At 23.1% G+C, this 20,838-nt stretch carries 14 protein-coding genes and 1 tRNA gene; 13 read left to right on the forward strand and 2 right to left on the reverse strand.

Annotated elements, in window-relative coordinates; translation table 11 throughout:
- The first annotated feature begins 25 nt into the window (after positions 1–25).
- The 6 genes from ybeY to tusA all read left to right on the forward strand — a co-directional run bounded on the left by ybeY (position 26) and on the right by tusA (position 6,177).
- Positions 26–343, forward strand: coding sequence for an rRNA maturation RNase YbeY (gene ybeY / locus AB4W59_RS01960; protein WP_367672983.1), 318 nt, complete (start codon positions 26–28; stop codon positions 341–343).
- Positions 344–424: 81 nt separating this feature from the next.
- Positions 425–1,300 carry a CNNM family magnesium/cobalt transport protein CorC gene (corC, locus tag AB4W59_RS01965; RefSeq protein WP_367672984.1) on the forward strand — a complete coding sequence of 292 codons (876 nt, stop codon included), beginning with the start codon at positions 425–427 and terminating at the stop codon, positions 1,298–1,300.
- Positions 1,301–1,519: 219 nt separating this feature from the next.
- Positions 1,520–4,120: a leucine--tRNA ligase gene (leuS, locus tag AB4W59_RS01970; RefSeq protein ID WP_367672985.1), complete on the forward strand. Its 2,601-nt coding sequence runs from the start codon at positions 1,520–1,522 to the stop codon at positions 4,118–4,120.
- Positions 4,121–4,182: 62 nt separating this feature from the next.
- Positions 4,183–5,181 carry a DNA polymerase III subunit delta gene (gene holA, locus AB4W59_RS01975; RefSeq protein ID WP_367672986.1) on the forward strand — a complete coding sequence of 333 codons (999 nt, stop codon included), beginning with the start codon at positions 4,183–4,185 and terminating at the stop codon, positions 5,179–5,181.
- An 18-nt stretch (positions 5,182–5,199) separates the two neighbouring features.
- Positions 5,200–5,841, forward strand: a complete 642-nt coding sequence (nadD, locus tag AB4W59_RS01980) for a nicotinate-nucleotide adenylyltransferase (protein WP_367672987.1) — start codon at positions 5,200–5,202, stop codon at positions 5,839–5,841.
- A gap of 105 nt (positions 5,842–5,946) precedes the next feature.
- Complete coding sequence (gene tusA, locus AB4W59_RS01985; RefSeq protein WP_367672988.1) at positions 5,947–6,177, forward strand: sulfurtransferase TusA; 231 nt, start codon at positions 5,947–5,949, stop codon at positions 6,175–6,177.
- 106 nt (positions 6,178–6,283) lie between these two features.
- Here tusA and asd read toward each other — a convergent pair whose 3' ends face one another.
- Entirely contained in the window at positions 6,284–7,396 is a 1,113-nt protein-coding gene (asd, locus tag AB4W59_RS01990; protein WP_367672989.1) for an aspartate-semialdehyde dehydrogenase, read from the reverse strand.
- A gap of 434 nt (positions 7,397–7,830) precedes the next feature.
- Here asd and AB4W59_RS01995 point away from each other — a divergent pair, with 434 nt between their 5' ends.
- The 7 genes from AB4W59_RS01995 (at position 7,831) to recD (ending at position 20,489) form a co-directional block, all read left to right on the forward strand.
- Positions 7,831–8,424 (forward strand): YhgN family NAAT transporter, encoded by a 594-nt coding sequence (locus AB4W59_RS01995; protein WP_367672990.1) that lies wholly within the window; start codon positions 7,831–7,833, stop codon positions 8,422–8,424.
- Between the two features lie 114 nt (positions 8,425–8,538).
- Positions 8,539–9,708, forward strand: a complete 1,170-nt coding sequence (locus AB4W59_RS02000; protein WP_367672991.1) for a phosphoglycerate kinase — start codon at positions 8,539–8,541, stop codon at positions 9,706–9,708.
- A 40-nt stretch (positions 9,709–9,748) separates the two neighbouring features.
- Positions 9,749–10,825 (forward strand): class II fructose-bisphosphate aldolase, encoded by a 1,077-nt coding sequence (gene fbaA, locus AB4W59_RS02005; protein WP_367672992.1) that lies wholly within the window; start codon positions 9,749–9,751, stop codon positions 10,823–10,825.
- 187 nt (positions 10,826–11,012) lie between these two features.
- Positions 11,013–11,876 carry a small-conductance mechanosensitive channel MscS gene (mscS, locus tag AB4W59_RS02010; protein WP_367672993.1) on the forward strand — a complete coding sequence of 288 codons (864 nt, stop codon included), beginning with the start codon at positions 11,013–11,015 and terminating at the stop codon, positions 11,874–11,876.
- 60 nt (positions 11,877–11,936) lie between these two features.
- Positions 11,937–15,122, forward strand: coding sequence for an exodeoxyribonuclease V subunit gamma (gene recC, locus AB4W59_RS02015; protein ID WP_367672994.1), 3,186 nt, complete (start codon positions 11,937–11,939; stop codon positions 15,120–15,122).
- A 16-nt stretch (positions 15,123–15,138) separates the two neighbouring features.
- A complete protein-coding gene (gene recB / locus AB4W59_RS02020; RefSeq protein ID WP_367672995.1) occupies positions 15,139–18,642 on the forward strand; it encodes an exodeoxyribonuclease V subunit beta in 3,504 nt (1,167 codons plus the stop codon).
- 26 nt (positions 18,643–18,668) lie between these two features.
- The gene (gene recD / locus AB4W59_RS02025) at positions 18,669–20,489 is read left to right on the forward strand and encodes an exodeoxyribonuclease V subunit alpha (RefSeq protein ID WP_367673343.1); all 1,821 of its coding nucleotides are present in this window, start codon (positions 18,669–18,671) and stop codon (positions 20,487–20,489) included.
- 63 nt (positions 20,490–20,552) lie between these two features.
- On the opposite strand, the gene AB4W59_RS02030 is transcribed toward recD, so the two are convergent.
- A tRNA-Met gene (locus AB4W59_RS02030) sits at positions 20,553–20,629 on the reverse strand.
- Positions 20,630–20,838 lie beyond the last annotated feature (209 nt).

The raw sequence follows: 20,838 nt of genomic DNA on the forward strand, positions 1-20,838 counted from the left end.
AATACGTATTGTAGATGAAAAAGAAATGTCGAATTTAAACTTTACGTATAGACAGTGTAATTTTCCCACAAATATTTTATCCTTTCAATATAATCAGGTAATAAAAAAAAACCATATATTACTAGGCGATTTAATTCTATGCAAAAATGTTATAGAACAAGAAGCAATAAAATATAAAAAAAATATATATTCTCGTTGGGCACATATGATTATACATGGAACATTACATTTATTAGGATATGATCATAAAGAAAAAAATGAAAAATTACAAATGGAAAGTATAGAAAATAAAATTATGTTATATTTTAATTATCCACTGCCCTATGTATTAAACAATAATTAATATCTTATAATAACTATTTCCAATAATATTATTCTACCATAGAATGGTGTAACGTATTTAAAAAAAATAAATCATAAAAATATGAGTGATCATTCTTCAAAAAAACGCGATAAAATTAATAGAAAAGGTTTTTTTTCTATTTTATTAAATCATATGTTTCATGATGAACCTAAAACCCGTGAAGAACTATTAGTTCTCATTCGTGATGCAGAACAGAATTCATTAATTGATCAAGACACATGTGACATGTTAGAAGGAGTTATGCATATTGCTAAAACAAAAATTAAAGATATTATGATTCCACGAACACAAATGATAACATTGAAATTAAATTTTCATTTAAACAAGTGTTTAGATATCATTATTAAATCTGCTCATTCAAGATTTCCGGTGATGAGTAGTGACAAAAATTATGTAGAAGGTTTTTTAATTGCTAAAGATTTATTGCCTTTTATGAGGAATTCAAAAGGTATTTTTTGTATTCAAAAAATATTAAGACCTGTAGTAGTTGTTCCAGAAAGTAAGTATGTTGATATAATGTTAAAAGAATTTCGTTCTAAAAAAAATCATATGGCAGTAGTAATAGATGAATTTGGAGTTATTTCTGGATTGGTTACCATAGAAGATATACTCGAGCTTATTGTAGGAGAAATTGAAGACGAATATGATAATAAAGAAAATTGTAATATTCGTAAATTACATAAATATACATTTTCAATAAATGCATTAACAGAAATAAAAGAATTTAATGATACTTTTAAGACAAACTTTCAAAATCAAGAAGTAGATACTATCGGTGGATTAGTCATGAAAGAATTTGGTCATTTACCCAGTCATGGCGATACTATTAATATCAATGGGTATATTTTTAAAATATCTGTAGTAGATAGTCGAAAAGTTATTCAATTAAACGTTACTATTCCAGAAAATAGTGACGATATAATGCTTAAAAAATAACATATTTTATATAATTTTAAAATAAGTATCATACTCACATTATTTTTCATTTTAAAAAAATTGCATTATTATGTGTATAATATTTAAATATTAATAATAACATCTATTGAATCTTAATAAATCAAAATTTACGTATAAATTTATAAAATAGCACTACATTGTAAGAATGATAATATTTCAAATTATTTACTATCATCAATATATTGATATGAGAAAAAAATGCAAAAAGAATATTTACCCAAAAATATAGAACATTATGTACAAGAATATTGGAAAAACAATAACACATTTCAAGTTAATGAAGATCATACAAAAGAAAAATACTATTGCCTACCCATGCTACCGTATCCTTCTGGAAAATTACATATGGGTCATGTTAGAAATTATACCATCAGCGATGTAATTGCACGATATGAAAGAATGTTAGGTAAAAATGTTCTACACCCTATTGGGTGGGATGCGTTTGGCTTGCCCGCTGAAGAAGCCGCGATAAAAAATAATACTATTCCATCTGATTGGACAAATCAAAATATTAAATATATGAGAAAACAACTTCAATCTCTAGGTTTCAGTTATGATTGGAATAGAGAAATTACTACGTGTAAACCAGAATATTACAAATGGGAGCAATGGTTTTTTAATAAATTATATGAAAAAAAATTAGTTTACAAAAAAAATAGCATAGTCAATTGGTGTGCTTATGACAAAACGGTATTAGCTAACGAACAAGTAATTAATGGATATTGCTGGAGATGTCAGGGAGAAGTCATTTACAAAAAAATACCACAATGGTTTATAAAAATTAGAAAATATGCAGAATCTTTATACAATGATTTAAACCAGCTTAAAGATTGGCCTGAAAAAGTAAAAACAATGCAAAGAAATTGGATCGGTAGAATAAAAGGATTTGACATTACGATTGATATATATCAGAAAAAAGAAAAATTAACAGTTTTCACTGATAGATTAGATGCTTTAATGGGAGCTACATATATTTTAATATCATCTAAACATAAAATAGCAAAAAAATTATCTTATGAAGATTTTACAACAAATATATCAAAAAATAAAAGTAATAACAAAATATTATCCCTAAAAAATCTTGAAGAAATAAAATATATTGGTATTAATACTAATTTTTTCGCCGTACATCCAATTACAAAAAAAAAAATACCAATATGGATTTCTCACGTTATTCAAAAAGAATATGGCACTGATGCAGTATTAGGAATACCCGGGCACAACGAATACGCTTGGCATTTTGCTATTGAAAATAATTTAAAGATAAAATTTGTCATTCAAAACATCACTCATGAAAAAAATAGTTTTAATTCATTATTTACGACTAATAAAGGTATTTTATTTAATTCCGAAGAATTTAATGGTTTAGATTACCATAATGGTATCAAAGAAGTTTATAAGAAATTACTACAAAAGAAAATTATTAAAGAAAAAATTAATTATAAACTACAAGATTGGTGTGTATCAAGACAACGTTATTGGGGCGCCCCTATTCCTATGGCTACATTAAAAAACGGAAAAATTGTAGCTATTCCAGACAATCAACTACCTGTACTGTTACCTGATGATATAAATTCTATTCATGATTTAAAAAAATTACAAAATCAATCGACTGATTGGTCCAAAGTATATATCAATAATGAAAAAGCCACTAGAGAAAAAGATACTTTTGATACATTTATGGAATCGTCTTGGTATTATGCAAGATATACTTGTCCTAACTATAATCAAGGCATGATTAACCCTGTTTCATCTAAATACTGGTTACCGGTAGACCAATATATAGGAGGAATAGAGCATGCAATAATGCATCTAATGTATTTTAGATTTTATCATAAACTGCTACGTGATTTTAAATTAGTGGATTTTGATGAACCAGTAAAAAATTTAATTTGTCAAGGCATGGTTCTTGCAGAAGCTTTTTATTATATTGGCAAAAACTCTCAACGTTGTTGGGTTTCTCCTTTATCTGTATTAAAAGAACGTAATAAAAAAGGCGAAATAATTAAAGCGTATACAAACACAGGAAAATCAGTTATTTATGCAGGCATGATAAAGATGTCTAAATCTAAATATAATGGCATTGAACCAGAATTAATTATCAATAAATATGGTGCCGATACTATTCGTCTGTTTATAATGTTTGGAGCGCCCGTAGAATCTTCATTAGAATGGAGGGAATCTGGAGTGCAAGGCATGTATCGTTTTTTAAAAAAAATATGGAAATTAACATATTTTTATCTTCAAAAAAAACATACAGATGCAGAAATAGATTTTGAAGAATTGAATGATAAACAAAAAATATTATATTGTTTTTTACACAAAACAATTGATATTGTATCCGCTGATATGAAAAGAAAAAAAACATTTAATACAGCTATTGCAGCAATAATGAAATTTTTTAATGCTCTTGTACGGAGTCCGTTTGATGATATCAAAGACCAATATATTATGCGTAAATCTTTAATTGCCATTATAAAAATGCTTTATCCTTTTACACCTCATATATGTTTTATGCTCTGGAGATATATACATATAAAAAAAAATAATAACATTGATTATACAACATGGCCCATTGCAAAAAAAGAAATATTAAATGATAATTATAGTATAGTAGTCATTCAAGTGAATGGAAAGAAGAAATGTACTATCAAAGTTTCTAAAAATGCTACTCAAGAAGAAATTTTCTTAGAAGTAAAAAAACAAACCGTTATCAAAAAAAATATTAACATGATTGATTTTAATAATCTTGTATACATTCCACATAAAATAATTAATTTTATCGTTTCTAATACATAATATATGTTATATATTTAAAAAAATTATAATACATAACCTATATATTGGGTATCCATATTTAAATGAATAATATATATCCCGAAAACCTCAATAAAAGATTGCAGGAAAAACTACATTCATATTATATATTGCTAGGAGAAGATATTGTTTTTTTAAAAAGAAATCAAGATATTATATTTAAATTTGCATATCAACAAGGATTTATACAAAAAAATTTTATTAACATTGAAAATAATACAGATTGGATAAAGATTATTCATTTTTGTCAAAAAAAAAACTTATTTAATCACAAAAGAATTTTAGTAATTAATTATCTCATTAAAAATCATTCTATATTTCTAATAAAAAACCTCAATAAAGTTTCTTTGTTCTTTTATGAAGATATACTAATAATATTAAAATTAAATCAATCATCTTCCATTTTTTTAGAAAAAAAATTTTTTAATAAATGCATAATAAATGGAGTTATCATTTCTTGTTTTTCACCTAATACTAATCAATTTATTAATTGGATAAAAAACGAAATAAAAGAAAAAAATATAAATATAGATAACCATGCTATCTTTTTAATTTATAAAAATTATGAGGGAAATACTTTATTTTGTTCTAAATTATTAGAAATGATTTTACTAACATATCCTAATAAACATATTACAGTAGAAAAAATTAAAAAAATTATTAATGATTTTAGAATTCTTTCTCCATTAGATTGGATAAATAAAATATTGAACCGAAATAGTAAAGATGCTATGAGTATTTTAAACCGTTTTTCTAAACAACAATATAATTCCCTTATTTTAATAAGAGCCCTACAAAGAGATTTGTTAAAATTAATATATATGAAACGTGAAAAAAAAATAAATATTAATATTTTTTTTAAAAAAAATTGTATCATAGATATGAGACAAAAATATTTTATTCACGCCTATAAATATATTCATATCAATCAATGTATTCAAGCTATTAAAATATTAGTTCAAACAGAACTAAAAATCAAAAAACAATATAATAATGATATATGGATAAATTTAAAAACATTAACATTAATCTTAAGTGCATAATAATTTATATAAACCACAATGAAAAAAATTTATGCAATACTTGGTGGCAATTTTAATCCCATTCATAATGGCCATATTTATTCTGTTCAAAATATAGCTAAAGAAATAAATATTAAAAAAATAATATTATTACCTAATCATCATCCTCCTCATAGAAACATAACAAAAACATCTCTTCAGGATAAAATTAATATGATTAAATTAGCTATTAATCATAATAATTTATTTACAATTAGCTATTTAGAAACAAACTATCAGAAAATTTTTTATACTATAGACACTTTAAAAAAAATCAGAAAAAAAATTGGATATTATACGTCATTATGTTTCATAATAGGTGAAGATAACTTACAATATTTATATCATTGGAAAGAATGGAAAAAAATATTATATTTTACTCATTTACTAATATTACCCCGTCAATGCATAAAAAAAAATAACTTTTTTTTTCAAAAATGGATTGATCTTCATATTACTAAAAATATACATTTATTACATGAAAAACCTTATGGATTAATTTTTTTTTCTCAAATACCATTTATTCATATTTCATCAAGTCAAATTCGAAAAAATTATTATGAAGGAAGAAGTTGTTATGGATTATTACCATATTATGTCGATAAATATATCCGTCTTAAAAAATTATATTGCTCAATATAAAATATTAAATACTCTATATCATAGTATAAAATAAATACAAATATAGATAAAAAATATTATACAATAGAATACTATTTACATCAAAGATCATATTAATTTAAAATCATGGAAAAAATAAATAAAACATTGAATTTAATAGGATTACGATGTCCCGAGCCCATTATGATAGTTAGAAAAAATATACGAAATATGAAATTAAACGAAACAATATTTCTTTTGTCTGATGATCCTGCAACTATTAGAGATATTCCAAAATTCTGTTATTTCATGAAACATGAATTATTATATGTTGATATTGAAATCAAACCATATAAATATTTATTAAAAAAACGATAAAATAAAAAAATAATATACACTAATTATAACATATATACTAAAAACAAGTAAATATGCTAAATATAGTGTATATTGAATATCTTTTTTAAAAAATGTATTAAATTCCTTAATGAATTAATAAATTTAACATTCTTCTGAGAGGTTCTGCTGCACCCCATAATAACTGATCACCCACAGTAAAAGCAGATAAATATTTATTACCTATATTTAATTTTCTTATACGTCCTATCGGTATGCTTAAAGTACCTGTTACAGCTGCGGGAGTTAATTGAAGTAATGTATCTTTTTTATCATTTGGAATAATTTTTACCCAATTGTTATGTCTTCTAATAATACTTTCAATATCACATAAAGATATATCTTGTTTTAATTTAATAGTAAAAGATTGACTATGACAACGAAAAGAACTAATTCGTACACATATACCATCTATTATAATAGGAGAAGAAGATTGTATAATCTTATTAGTTTCGAATTGCCCCTTCCATTCTTCACGACTTTGACCATTATTCATTTTCTTATCAATCCACGGTATTAAACTTCCCGCTAAAGGTATAGAAAAATTATCTAATGGAAAATCTATATGATCATAAGCATTTGTGACTTTCTGTAAAATATCTAAAATAGAAGATGAATTATTATATAATTCATCTGAAACAATATGATGTAACATACCCATCTGTTGTAATAATTCTTTTATATATAAAGCTCCCGCGCCAGAAGCTGATTGATAAGTTGAAACGGAAATCCATTCAATTAATTTACTTTGAAATAAACCACCTAAGGACATTAACATCAAACTTACCGTACAATTACCACCAACAAATGTTTTTATTCCATCATTGATAGCATTTTGTATTATTGTATAATTAACAGGATCAAGCGCAATTACTGTATCATTATCAGTTCTTAAATTAGAAGAAGCATCTATCCAATATCCTTTCCATCCAGAATGACGTAACTGAAAATAAATATTTTTAGTATAATCTCCCCCTTGACAAGTTATAATAATATCCATTTCTTTTAAACAATCAATATCATAGGCATTGTGTAAATTTTTATATGTAATATCATTTATTGTGGGGCCGGTTTGACCAATCTGAGAAGTAGAAAAGAAATAAGGATGAATATTTATAAAATCCTTTTCTTCTTGCATGCGTTTCATTAACACCGATCCAACCATACCACGCCAACCAATAAATCCAACAGATTTTTTCATTTTTAAAAATACGGAATTATTCAAAAAATTATTTATCACTTTAAATAATTTATTTAAATAAACTACCGACCTCCAAGAAAAATTAAATATACTTTCTTATAAAAAATATATTTAAAATAGTTAATAATATATTTTTATATATACTCTAAAAACAAAAAATACTAAAATACATAAAAATAATTTTTATTAAAAAATGCATATAAAATTTATATTTTAGCGTTCAATATACTATAAAATAGTAGTCTATTTTTTAAATAATTGATTTTTTCTATAATATATTACAATAAAAAATTATTCATAATTACATATCGTAATATTATTATTTATAATTTTTAACTATTTTAATATCGAAAAAATAATTAAAAAAATTTAAGCATTAACAATAGAAAAATTTAATAAAAAATAATCAGCATAAAAGGATATAATACATTACAATGGCTGAAATAATTTCTACTACTATATTATTAACTTTAATTATGGACCCTTTAGGTAATCTGCCTATTTTTATGTCAATATTAAAAAAATTAGAACCCAAAAGACAAAAAATTATAGTAATACGTGAAATGATTATTGCACTAATCATAATGTTATTATTCTTATTTATGGGAGAAAAAATACTAAATCTACTTGATTTACAAACCGAAACAGTATCAATATCGGGAGGTATAATTTTATTTTTTATTGCTCTTCAGATGATATTTCCTTCTCAAGATATTGATAGCTATGAAGATTCTATTAATGAAGAACCATTTTTAGTACCACTAGCAATTCCTTTAGTTGCCGGGCCCTCTTTGTTAGCAACTTTAATGTTACTCTCTCATCAATATCTACATCATATATCTTATTTAGTCATATCACTATTTATGGCTTGGTGCTTTACAATAACAATATTATTATTATCAAGTTTTTTTTTACGACTATTTGGAGCTAAGAGTACTAATGTTTTAGAACGTTTGATGGGGTTAATTCTGATTATGGTATCAACACAAATGTTTTTAGACGGATTTAGAGTATGGTTAAATCATTAAAAAATAATTATTTGAGATACAATATAAAAAATATGCTTTTGATGACATCATCAAGATACATAAACATTTAAAATGAAAACAATTAATATCTATATTATATACAATGGTAATTTTATGAAAATAAAAAAAATGACTGATGTGAATTTAAGTGAAAAAAAAGTATTAATAAGAACTGATCTAAATGTGCCTATAAAAAATGGAAAAATTATGTCAGATGCTAGAATTTTAGCAGCTTTACCTACTATTCAAATTGCTATTAAAAATAATGCAAAAGTTATGATTATGTCACATTTAGGAAGACCAGAAGAAGGAATATATACAAAAAAATATTCTTTATTACCTATATTTAACTATTTAAAAAAAATATTCATAAATACAAACATTTTTTTTTCTAACAATTATTTAAATGGTGTTGATATTAAAGCTGGAGAAGTATTTTTATTAGAAAATGTTCGATTTAACAAAGGTGAATTAAATAATGATTATGAATTATCTAAAAAATATTCTAATCTATGTGATATCTTTGTGATGGATGCTTTTGGTAGTGCTCATCGTATGCAAGCATCTACTTATGGTGTAGGAAAATTATCAAAAATATCGTGTGCAGGACCGCTTTTAATTTCAGAAATTACTTATTTAAAACAGGCTATAAAAAATCCTCAGAGACCTATGGTAACTGTTATTGGCGGTTCTAAAGTATCAACAAAATTTAATGTATTAAACAAACTTTCTAAAATTTCAGATACTGTTATAGTTGGAGGTGGAATCGCGAATACCTTTTTAGCTATTAATAATAAAATTGGAAAATCACTACATGAAAAAAAATTTATATTAGCAGCAAAAAAAATATATGAAAAATATAATATTGTTTTACCTATTGATTCTCGAGTAGGAAAAAATTTTTGCAATACAGAAACAGCAGTCGTAAAATTAATTTCTTGTATTAAAGAAGATGACGAAATTATGGATTTTGGCGATAAAACTATTAAAAATTCTATTAATATTCTACGAAAAGCTAAAACTATTCTTTGGAATGGTCCTGTAGGAGTATTTGAATTTAAAAATTTTAGTATTGGAACCGAAATGATTGCTAAAACGATTGCTTCTAGTAATGCCTTTTCTATTGCTGGAGGCGGAGACACATTATCTGTAATTGATATGTTTCATATTAAAAAAAATATTTCTTATATTTCTACGGGTGGAGGAGCTTTTTTAGAATTTATAGAAGGTAAGAAATTACCTGCAATACAAATGTTAGAAGATCATTTTGAAAATACGTTATAATAAAATCTTAACATTGCATATACGATATCATAGGAAAAAAATGAATATTTTAAATTTTGTTCAACCCGGCGTTGTAACAGGTAGTGAAGCGCAAATGATATTCACACTGGCAAAAAAAAATAAATTTGCAATACCAGCAGTTAATTGTATAGGTACTGACTCCATCAATGCTGTATTAGAAACGGCTGCAAGGGTACGGTCACCAATTATTATACAATTTTCTCATAGTGGAGCTTCTTTTATTTCTGGTTATCAAAAAAGATTTCAAGATATACAAGAATCAGCTATTCAAGGGGCTATATCAGGAGCTAATCATACACATTTGATCGCTAAATATTACAATATTCCAGTAATTTTACATACTGACCATTGCCCAAAAGAACTATTATCTTGGATTGATGGATTATTGTATGCAGGTCATAATTATTATAAAAATCACGGAAAACCTCTATTTACTTCACATATGATTGATTTGTCTAAAGAATCTCTTCAAGAAAACATATCTATATGTAGTAAATATTTTAAAAAAATGAAAGAAATAAATATGATGTTAGAAATCGAATTAGGATGCACAGGCGGTGAAGAAGATGGAATTGATAACAGCAAAATAGACAAAAAATTATTATATACACAACCAAGTGATGTCAATTATGCATACGAAAAATTAAGTAAAATTAGTAATAATTTTAGCATAGCAGCTTCTTTCGGAAATATACATGGTGTTTATCAGCCCGGTAACGTTGAGTTAAAACCAGATATTTTAAAAAATTCACAAGAGTATGTAAGCATACGTAACAATATACAAAATCTTCCATTAAACTTAGTATTTCATGGAGGTTCCGGTTCGAATCTAAAAGAAATTCAAGAATCTATTGAATATGGTGTAGTTAAAATGAATATTGATACTGATATGCAATGGGCTACATGGACAGGTGTTCTTAATTTTTATAAAAAAAATAAAAAATTTTTACAAAATCAATTAGGACACGATCATGAAAAAAATAAACCTAATAAAAAATACTATGATCCTCGATCATGGATAAGAGCATCACAAAAATCTATGTCTACTAGATTAGAACAAACATTTAAAGAATTAAACGCATATAATATATTATAAATATATAATTATCATGAATTAATTTATGTATTCTTTCGGGGAATAAAAATATTCTCCGCAAAATCATTTTATATATATTATATATATAAAATAATATATTATTCAATATACTTTATCTAATCAAAAAAAAAAAAAAAAATGATAAGTTATATTTATCGTATATTACATATGAACTATTGAGATGAACATGCATGAATTAAGTGTAGTTAGTGATATTAATCACGCTGGTACTTGGTTAATACGTAATCAAGAAATTCTACTTACATACATAACTAATTTTACATCAGCTATTGTTATTTTAATAGCTGGTTTGTTTTCAGGAAAAATAATATCTAAAGGTGTGAATACGGTTTTAATTACGCGTCATATCGATGCTACTATTGCCGGTTTTCTTTCTGCTTTAATGAGATATATTATTATTACTTTTACATTGATTGCATCCTTAGGAAGAATTGGTGTACAAACAACATCTATCATTGCTATATTAGGCGCTGCTGGAATGGCGATAGGATTAGCTTTGCAAGGATCTTTATCAAATTTTGCAGCCGGAGTATTATTAGTTACTTTAAGACCTTTTAAAACTGGAGAATATGTAAATTTAGGTAATGTATCAGGTACTGTATTAAATATTCATATTTTTTATACTACATTACGAACATTAGACGGAAAAATGGTAGTAGTACCTAACAATAAAATTATTTCTGGAAATGTAATTAATTATTCAAGAGAGCCTGCACGTCGCAATGAATTTACGATTAGCGTTTCATATGATACAGATATTGATTTAGTAATTTCTGTTTTAAGACAAGTAGTGGAAAGTGAAGAACGCGTAATAAAAGATCGAGATATTATCATTGGTTTAAGCGAATTAGCACCATCATCTTTAAATTTTATTGTTCGTTGTTGGAGTAATACAAATGATTTAAATAATGTATATTGGGATTTAATGGCAAAATTTAAAAAAGCATTAGATCATAATAATATTAAAATTCCTTATTCTCAAATAGATGTACATCTTTATAAAAAAAATAAAATTTTTGGAAAATTTTAAAAGTATTATATGCATAATATTAATACATTATATTTATATAGTCTTAAAAATAAGGTATTTATGTTTATTATCTATAAATCTAATCAACTTCATATTTTATTTTCTAAAATATGTCAAATTATCAAAAAAAAACCAAAAAATAATATTTTTCAAAAAGAAATTTTTGTTTATGATAATAAAATATTATTACAATGGTTACATATATTTATTGCAGAAAAACAAGGCATCTCGGAAAATTTTCAATTTTATTATACTGATCACTTTATTTGGAAATTATTTCAGATTTTTGTAACAGATAAAAATACGATAAACATATACAAAAAATCTATTATGACATGGAATATTATGAAGATAATAGAAAAAAAAAATTATTCAAATCATGTCAATACTAATGATCATCCAATAAAGAAATTTAAATTTTCACTTATTATGGCGGATATTTTCGAACAATACCTGATCTATCGTCCAACTTGGATTAACATATGGGAAGAATATAAAGATATATTAAAGATTGAAAAAAATGAAGAATGGCAAAAAATAATATGGCAAAACCTTCATTGTTTAGTAAAAAAAAAATATCCATCACAATTACATTATGCAAATATATTTCATATTATTAATTCTATTCAAGAAAAAAAAAATATCATAAATGTTCCAAAACGCTGCTTTATTATGTCGTCTTTTTCATTAACTTCAACATATATAAAAATATTAGAAACATTAGGTAAATATATTAATATTTATTTATTACATGTAACATCATGTAAAAAAAATATTTTTTATTACCAAGTAAAAAAAAATAAAAATATTCTGTTTAATAAAAAAAAACACATTCAAGATGATTCATTAATTATGTTATGGGGAAAATATGAAAAAATTTATTCTTTATATATTAATTCAAAAACTATAAAAATTATTAATTGTTTTAAAATAACAAAGGCAGTAAAACTATTAAATATCATTCAAAATGATATTTTAATTACATATAAAAAAAAAAATAAAAATCATAGCATATATGATAAAAAAATACTTTATACAAATGACGATTCAATATCTGTAAATGTATGCCATGATAAAAAACATGAAATAACAATTTTATATAAAAAAATATTAAATATTTTTAAAAAAAATCCTAGTATTTTACCTGGAGATATTATAGTTGTTTCAAATACAATACATGAATACATTGATTTTATTAATTCAATATTTACATCTCAAAAAAACAAATATAAAATTCCATTTTTTATAGGTATAAAAAATTCTAAAAGAAAAAATATTATATTATCTACTTTTATAACCATACTCAACTTACCTAATACTCGCTGTAGTAATAAAGAAATATTAGAATTATTAGAAATTCCGGAAATAGCAAATAAATTTAATATTTCAGAAGACGAAATAGAAATATTATATAGCTGGGTACAAAATATAAATATTAGATGGGGTATTGATGAAAAACACCAAAATCATTTGTTAAAAATAAAAAATAAAAAAAGTACATGGTTATATGGAATTAAAAAATTATTATTAAGTTATTCTATTAATGAAAAAAACTCTATTTGGAATAATATTTTATCACCTTTATCTATTAACAGTAGTCAATCAGAACTAATTGGGAAAATTGCACACTTTATCTTCATTCTGAATAAATGGCGTGTTAAATTATCTCAACCTAAAAAATTCAAATCATGGTACAAATTATCTCAATATTTAATTAATGATTTTTTTCAGAATAATATTTTAATACAAAAAACTCTTGATACCATTCAGAACAATTGGGAAAACATGATACATGATGGAATGTTATCTGAATATAAAAAAAAAATTTCTATTAATATACTAAAAATTTGTTTCACCAACCGCATAAATTCTATTTTAAATAAAAAAAAATTTTTACCTGGTGTAATTAATTTTTGTCATCCTAAATCAACACATAATATTCCTTTTAAAGTTATATATATTATTGGTGCTAATGAAGAAGATATACCAAGAAAACAAAAAATATTACCATTCAATTTATTACATTGTCATCCATATATAGGAGATAAAAATATACATATAGAAGATTCTTACTTATTTCTTCAAATCTTATCTTCTGCTAAAAAATATTTTTATATAAGTTATGCAAGATATTCAATACAATATAACATTGCAAGATATCCATCAATATTAATTCAACAATTAATGGATTATATATCATCGCATTTTTGTTTTATAGGCGATGAGAAAATTAGTAACGCAGAAAACAAAAAAAAAATATTCAATTATTTTTATCAATATCACGAATATCAATACTCTTATCCAATTCAAAATATAAGAAAAAAAAATAACATTATTCATTTAAAAAATACATTTAAAAAAGAAATTTTAAAGATAAATTATAAAGATTTAATTGATTTTTGGAAAAACCCAATTTTATATTTTTTTAAAAAAAAATTCAAAATACAATCTATCTTTAAAAATAAAGAAATACTTACGAACGAAAATTTTTTTTTAAATAAATTCAATTGTTTGCAATTTAATACTATTTTATTAAATAAAATTATACATAATGAGGATATAGAAACATGGCTCAAACAGTATGAATTATCAGGTATTTTACCTTATAAATATTTTGGAAAAATATTTTTGACAAAACAAAAAAATGCTATGCTAAAAATAGCAAATCTTGTTTCTCAATTTAGAATAAATACAGTAGAAACAGAAATTAATTTAAAAATTAAAAAATACGAAATTTATGGAATTCTATCAGAGGTACAAGATACAGGTTTATTACGCTGGAAGCCAAATATTATCAATTATAATGACAAAATATCTTTATGGATAGAACATCTTCTTTATTGTGTCCTAGGAGGATCGGAAGATAGTAGAATAATTAGCTATAAAAATCATATTTGGTCTCTTTCTGCATTACAATCTGATATAGCATCTGAATATCTTCTAAGATATATTATAGGCTATCAAAAAGGAATATATAAACCAGTATTTTTATTAAAATCAGGAATAATGTGGTTAAATTATATATTTGATACTTTTAAAAACTGCATTACACGAGATAAAATTAAGAAAAAAAAAGGATACTTAATACTATTAAAAAACTGGCATGGAGATAACTATTTTATAGGCGAAAAAGAAAACTTATATATTAAAAGTATTATTCCGGAATTAAATCCAAAAAATATACAAAAAATTTATGCAACAACTCAAAAATGGTTATTGCCTATTCTAAAAAATCAAAAAAAATAAAATAATGAAAATAACCATGAAAATAATACAAGAAAAAAAATTAAATGTATTCAAAATATCATTAATAGGTGTAAAACTTATTGAAGCATCAGCTGGAACTGGTAAAACACTTACCATAGTATTATTATACTTGCGATTCTTACTCGGCTTAGGGTATAAAAAAAATTATGTAAAACCATTATTAGTACGTCAAATACTCATTTTAACTTTTACTAATGCAGCCAAAGAAGAATTAAGAACACGTATTTATAAATATCTTAATGATCTGTATGTATCTTGTATACAAAAAAAAAGTGATAATCCTGTCTTAAAATTATTTTTAAAAAAAATTTCAAATATGGATGAAGCTATTTATTTATTAAAACAAGCGCAAAACCATCTTGATCAATCTGCTATTTATACTATACATGAATTTTGCCAAAAAATGTTAGAATTAAATACGTTTCATTTTAATTCTATTTTTCATAAAAAAATTGTTGAACATGAAGATGATTTATATCTTCAAGCAACTGAAGATTTTTGGAGATATTATTTTTATCCTTTAAAAAATGATATAGTTAAAAATATTTTAAAAGAATATTCTGAACCAAAAGTTCTTTTTAAAAAAATTAAACCATTATTAAAAATAAGTTTAATTAACATTCAACATGATTTTAAAAAAAATGATACATTAACCATTTATTACAATAAAATTATACAAAAAATAAATAATTTTAAAAAAAAATGGTTGCTATATCATAGTAATATATTATCCATTATACAAATGTTAAAGATTAATAAAAGAGTATATAATCAATATAATATTACACGATGGGTAAATATTATTACATTATGGGCTAATAAAAAAACAGATGATTTTTATATCCCTAATTCTTTAAAATATTTTACTAAAATAAGCATAGAACAATATGCTAACAATGATATTGTTAAACCATATTTTTTTTTTGAAGAAATAAAATATATTTTAAATAAAAATTTTTCTTTAAAAAATATTATTATTTTTTATGCCCTGCGTAATATACCTAAATTTTTAAAAAAAAATAAAGATCAACAATCATGCTTGAATTTTGATGATTTATTAACATTATTATTAAAAAATATAAAGCAAAATAATTTTATCAGTGAATTTATTAGAAATACATATCCAGCTGCTTTTATTGACGAATTTCAAGATACTAATATTCAACAATACAAGATATTTGATTTAGTTTATAAAAAAAATAATAGTATAGCATTATTCTTTATTGGAGATCCCAAACAAGCTATATATAGTTTTAGAGGCGCTGATATTTTTTCATATTTATATGCAAAAAAACATATAAAAAAACAATATTATCTTGATATTAACTGGCGCTCTTCAGTTAATATGTGTAATAGCATTAATGCTTTATTTTCTCATCATAAAAATCCATTTTTATTTAAAAATATAAAATTTACTCCTATTATACCATCAAATCAAAATATAGAGATGAATTTCAAAATCAAAGGAAAAGTACAAACTGCATTACATGTTTTTTTTCAACCTAAAGAAGAAGTATCTCCTGAAGATTATCAAATATGGATTGCCAAACAGTGTGCATATGAAATTAATTATTGGTTGATATGTGCTAATATAGGAGATGCCACTATCAGTATACATCAAAAAGAAAAAGTATTAGAAAAAACAGATATATGCATTCTTGTTAGAAATACACAAGAAGCACTTCTTATTCAACATGAACTAAAAAATATTAACATACCTTCAGTATATTCATCTAATAAAAAAAATGTATTCAATACGTTAGATGCTAGCGCATTATTGATTATACTAAAAGCAATTTTAAATCCGACGAATAAAATTTTGCTTTATCAATTAAGTATAACACATATTTTTTCACAAATATTCTTTCAGAATACTGATAAAAAAAAATATCAAATAATACAAAAACTATATTCTTATTATCATATATGGGAAGAAAAAGGAATTTTTTGTATGATTAAAAAAATAGTTTTAGATTATCAAGAAAATACTTCTTTTATTGAATTAAATAAAAATTATAAAAAAAACATTAATTTTTTACATTTAGGTGAACTATTAGAAGAAAGATTCAAACATACTATTAAAATAACACATTTAGTGCGCTGGTTTGAAAATGAAATATTTAATAGAAATAATAATTCAAATTTTGAAAAAATAAAAATATCACATACTCTAAAAAATGCAATACAAATAACAACAATACATAAATCTAAAGGATTAGAATACCCTATTACATGGATACCTTTTGGTGTTCAATTTCGTCCAGCGAATATCGCTTTGTTTCATAGAAAAAAAAATAAAAAAATAATTTTTGATTTAGAATCTAAAAATGAAAGTTTTAAACTAGCTGATAAAGAAAGATTATCAGAAGACATAAGATTTTTGTATGTAGCACTTACACGATCTATATTACATTGTAGTGTAGGTATAGCATCAATTATTAAAAAAAAATCAAAAAAAATAAATTATTATAGTGAGACACATAAAACTGCATTAGGATATATTGTTCAAAATGGACGTAAAATGCATTACAAAACATTAAATACTCAATTAAAAAAACTAAGTGCACTGAATTATATTAAATTAAATAGTACAATAATCAAATCAAAAGTATCTATAATACATAAACAAAATAAAAATGTAATACGATCTAATCCATATAACAAAAAATTACATAACATATGGAGTATTACTAGTTATACACAGTTGTACCAAGAAAATTTATTATATAAATATAATTTCAAGAAAATATGTACAAAAAAAGTGTTTTCTAGCAATCCGAAAAAAAATACTACACTATTAAATACCTATAATTTTCCAAGAGGAAAAAAAACAGGAATTTTAATACATGATATTCTTAAAGAAATAAATTTTACAAAAACAATAGATTATACTTGGTTTTACAAAAAAGTAGAAAAATATAACATACATAAAAAATGGCTATTAATATTATATAATTGGATAAATAATATTATTCATACACCGTTTACAGAAAACAACATTATCCTATCTGACTTAAAAAAAAAAAATTATATACAAGAATTAGAATTTTTTTTACCTATAAAAAAAAAAATATCCAGTAAATCATTAAATAATATTCTTCCACTTGTAAACTCTATAGATAACATTTCAAAACCATTATTTTTTAATTCTTTTAGTGGTTTTATAAAAGGTTTTATTGATTTATTATTTATGTGGAATAAAAAATATTATATATTAGATTATAAATCTAATTGGTTAGGAAACAATAATAGCGAATATTCTCAAGAAAATATAAAAAAAGAAATAATCAAACACAGATATGATTTACAATATCACATATATGCTACAGCCGCACACCAATATTTAAAACAAAAAATTAAAAAATATCATTATGACACCCATTTTGGTGGAATTTTATATATTTTTTTACGCGCTATAGATAATAAAAACAAAAAAAATGGCATTTTTTATATTTTGCCCAAGTATCATGTCATAAAAAAAATTATTTCTTTATTCTAAGGGTAAAATACTTTAAAACTATGAAAATGAATCTATTACTCAAAAATGCTTGTAAAAAAAAAATAATACGACTAATAGATTTTTATTTTGCAGAATATATTGCTAATAATAATCCTGCGATTATGTTAATAGCAGCTTGTGTAAGTTATGAAAACCAGCATGGACATACTTTTTTATCTCTTAATTACTTTAAACAAAATTGTTTTTTTTCTCAAAAAAACCCAAAATTTATCAAAAAAATTTTAAATTCTTTAGGTAATACGCATAATTGGCTAAATTGTATTGCAGAATGTTCTGCTATTGGAAATGGTTCTGTTATTACACCTTTAGTTTTTTATGATAACAAAATATATCTGTATAAAATGTGGAAAGCTGAAAAAAATATTTTAAAATTTTTATATGAAAAAAATATTATTAATAATATTAATATAGAACAATGCTTTAAAGTATTAGAAAAATTATTTCCTCAAGATAATAATCATGATCAAAAAATAGCAGTAGCACTCTCTTTAATTCGTAATATAACGTTTATTATTGGAGGACCTGGAACGGGAAAAACAACTACTATTTTAAAAATTATCATTGCTTTCATAAAAACATCAAAAAATCCTATAAAAATACAATTAGCTGCACCAACTGGAAAAGCTGTAAATAGATTAATAGAAGTTATTAGAAATGATATATTTAATAGAGAACTTAACGAAAAAGAAAAAAAAAATGTTCCATCTACTGCTATCACAATACATAAATTGTTAAAAATTCAAAAAATATCTCAAAAAAATTTTTTTAATAGTAATAATCTATTAAAATTAGATTTATTAATTGTAGATGAATCCTCTATGATAGATATGTTAATAATGGAAAAATTACTATTTTCTTTATCAAAAAACACTAAAATTATTTTTATTGGTGATTACAATCAATTACCCCCAATAGAAGCAGGATTTATTTTAAGAGATCTTTGCTATTATTATCAACATGGCTATAGTATCGATGTGTTATTGATATTACAAAAAATTACTAAATGTTTAATTTTAAAATGTAATAATAATAAAAAAAGTTTTTTTATCAGTAATAACATTTGTATATTAAAAAAAAATTATAGATTTTATGAAAATTCTGGTATTCATACACTTTCTAAAGCCATTTTTTATAATAAAAAAGAAATCATTCAAAAAACTTTAAATAATCAGATTCCAAATGTATTTTTTTTTACTGTCAAAAATAATCAAGAATATAATAATATGATTGATAAAATTGCTAAAAGATATGAATATTATTGGATGCTTATTCTAAAAAAAGAAAAAATACACTTAATAATAAAAGAATTTCAAAATTTTCAAGTATTATGTATATTGCGCAATAGCGAATTTGGTGTATCTGGTTTAAATGAACATTTAGAATATCAAATGTACAAAAAAAGAAAAATTAAATTTTTTAATAAAAATGAAAAAATATGGTATGTTGGCAAACCTATTATGATCACTAAAAATAATCAATATTTAGGTTTATATAATGGAAATATTGGAATTACCAATACTAGCAAAAATGGTATCTTACAAGTATCTTTTTTAGAAAAAAACAACTTAACTAAAAATATTCCTGTTGATATTTTAAAAGATTACGAAACTGCATGGGCTTTAACAGTACACAAAGCTCAAGGATCAGAATTTAAAAATATTATTTTAGTCCTACCTAATACATCTTCTCGAATTTTAAATAAAGATGTATTATATACTGCAGTAACACGGTCAAAAAAAACAGTGTCAATATATTCTAAAATAAATATATTTATTGAAATGGCTGGTAGAAAAGATGAAAAAGAAAGGAATTTTAATATAATTTAAATATTTTATATGAAAATATTATTTTTTATAAATTTTTTAATAAAAAAATAATAAAATTTTTACTGGTTGCGGGGGCTGGATTTGAACCAACGACCTTCGGGTTATGAGCCCGACGAGCTACCATACTGCTCCACCCCGCGTCTTTAAATATAAATTACACCTTATATAAAAAAAATGCAACCTTTTTTTAAATATATTTTATATCATTAATATGATAATATTATGTTCTATTAAAAAAATTTTTATTATATCATATAAATCATTTTTTAAAATGTATTCAAAAAAATCAATTTGTCTTTATAAAAACAACAGTATTACATAAAAAATCAAATTTTATTTCATGATTTAA

Origin of the sequence: Buchnera aphidicola (Cavariella theobaldi) (genome assembly GCF_964059165.1) — a bacterium.
GTDB classification, from domain to species: domain Bacteria; phylum Pseudomonadota; class Gammaproteobacteria; order Enterobacterales; family Enterobacteriaceae; genus Buchnera; species Buchnera aphidicola_BO.

What these genes read in the sequence shown, in the direction of transcription:
- ybeY (WP_367672983.1), top strand. Translation starts at nt 26, where the DNA reads ATGTCGAATTTAAACTTTACGTATAGACAGTGTAATTTTCCCACAAAT.
- corC (WP_367672984.1), top strand. Translation starts at nt 425, where the DNA reads ATGAGTGATCATTCTTCAAAAAAACGCGATAAAATTAATAGAAAAGGT.
- leuS (WP_367672985.1), top strand. Translation starts at nt 1,520, where the DNA reads ATGCAAAAAGAATATTTACCCAAAAATATAGAACATTATGTACAAGAA.
- holA (WP_367672986.1), top strand. Translation starts at nt 4,183, where the DNA reads ATGAATAATATATATCCCGAAAACCTCAATAAAAGATTGCAGGAAAAA.
- nadD (WP_367672987.1), top strand. Translation starts at nt 5,200, where the DNA reads ATGAAAAAAATTTATGCAATACTTGGTGGCAATTTTAATCCCATTCAT.
- tusA (WP_367672988.1), top strand. Translation starts at nt 5,947, where the DNA reads ATGGAAAAAATAAATAAAACATTGAATTTAATAGGATTACGATGTCCC.
- asd (WP_367672989.1), bottom strand. Translation starts at nt 7,396, where the DNA reads ATGAAAAAATCTGTTGGATTTATTGGTTGGCGTGGTATGGTTGGATCG.
- AB4W59_RS01995 (WP_367672990.1), top strand. Translation starts at nt 7,831, where the DNA reads ATGGCTGAAATAATTTCTACTACTATATTATTAACTTTAATTATGGAC.
- AB4W59_RS02000 (WP_367672991.1), top strand. Translation starts at nt 8,539, where the DNA reads ATGAAAATAAAAAAAATGACTGATGTGAATTTAAGTGAAAAAAAAGTA.
- fbaA (WP_367672992.1), top strand. Translation starts at nt 9,749, where the DNA reads ATGAATATTTTAAATTTTGTTCAACCCGGCGTTGTAACAGGTAGTGAA.
- mscS (WP_367672993.1), top strand. Translation starts at nt 11,013, where the DNA reads ATGCATGAATTAAGTGTAGTTAGTGATATTAATCACGCTGGTACTTGG.
- recC (WP_367672994.1), top strand. Translation starts at nt 11,937, where the DNA reads ATGTTTATTATCTATAAATCTAATCAACTTCATATTTTATTTTCTAAA.
- recB (WP_367672995.1), top strand. Translation starts at nt 15,139, where the DNA reads ATGAAAATAATACAAGAAAAAAAATTAAATGTATTCAAAATATCATTA.
- recD (WP_367673343.1), top strand. Translation starts at nt 18,669, where the DNA reads ATGAATCTATTACTCAAAAATGCTTGTAAAAAAAAAATAATACGACTA.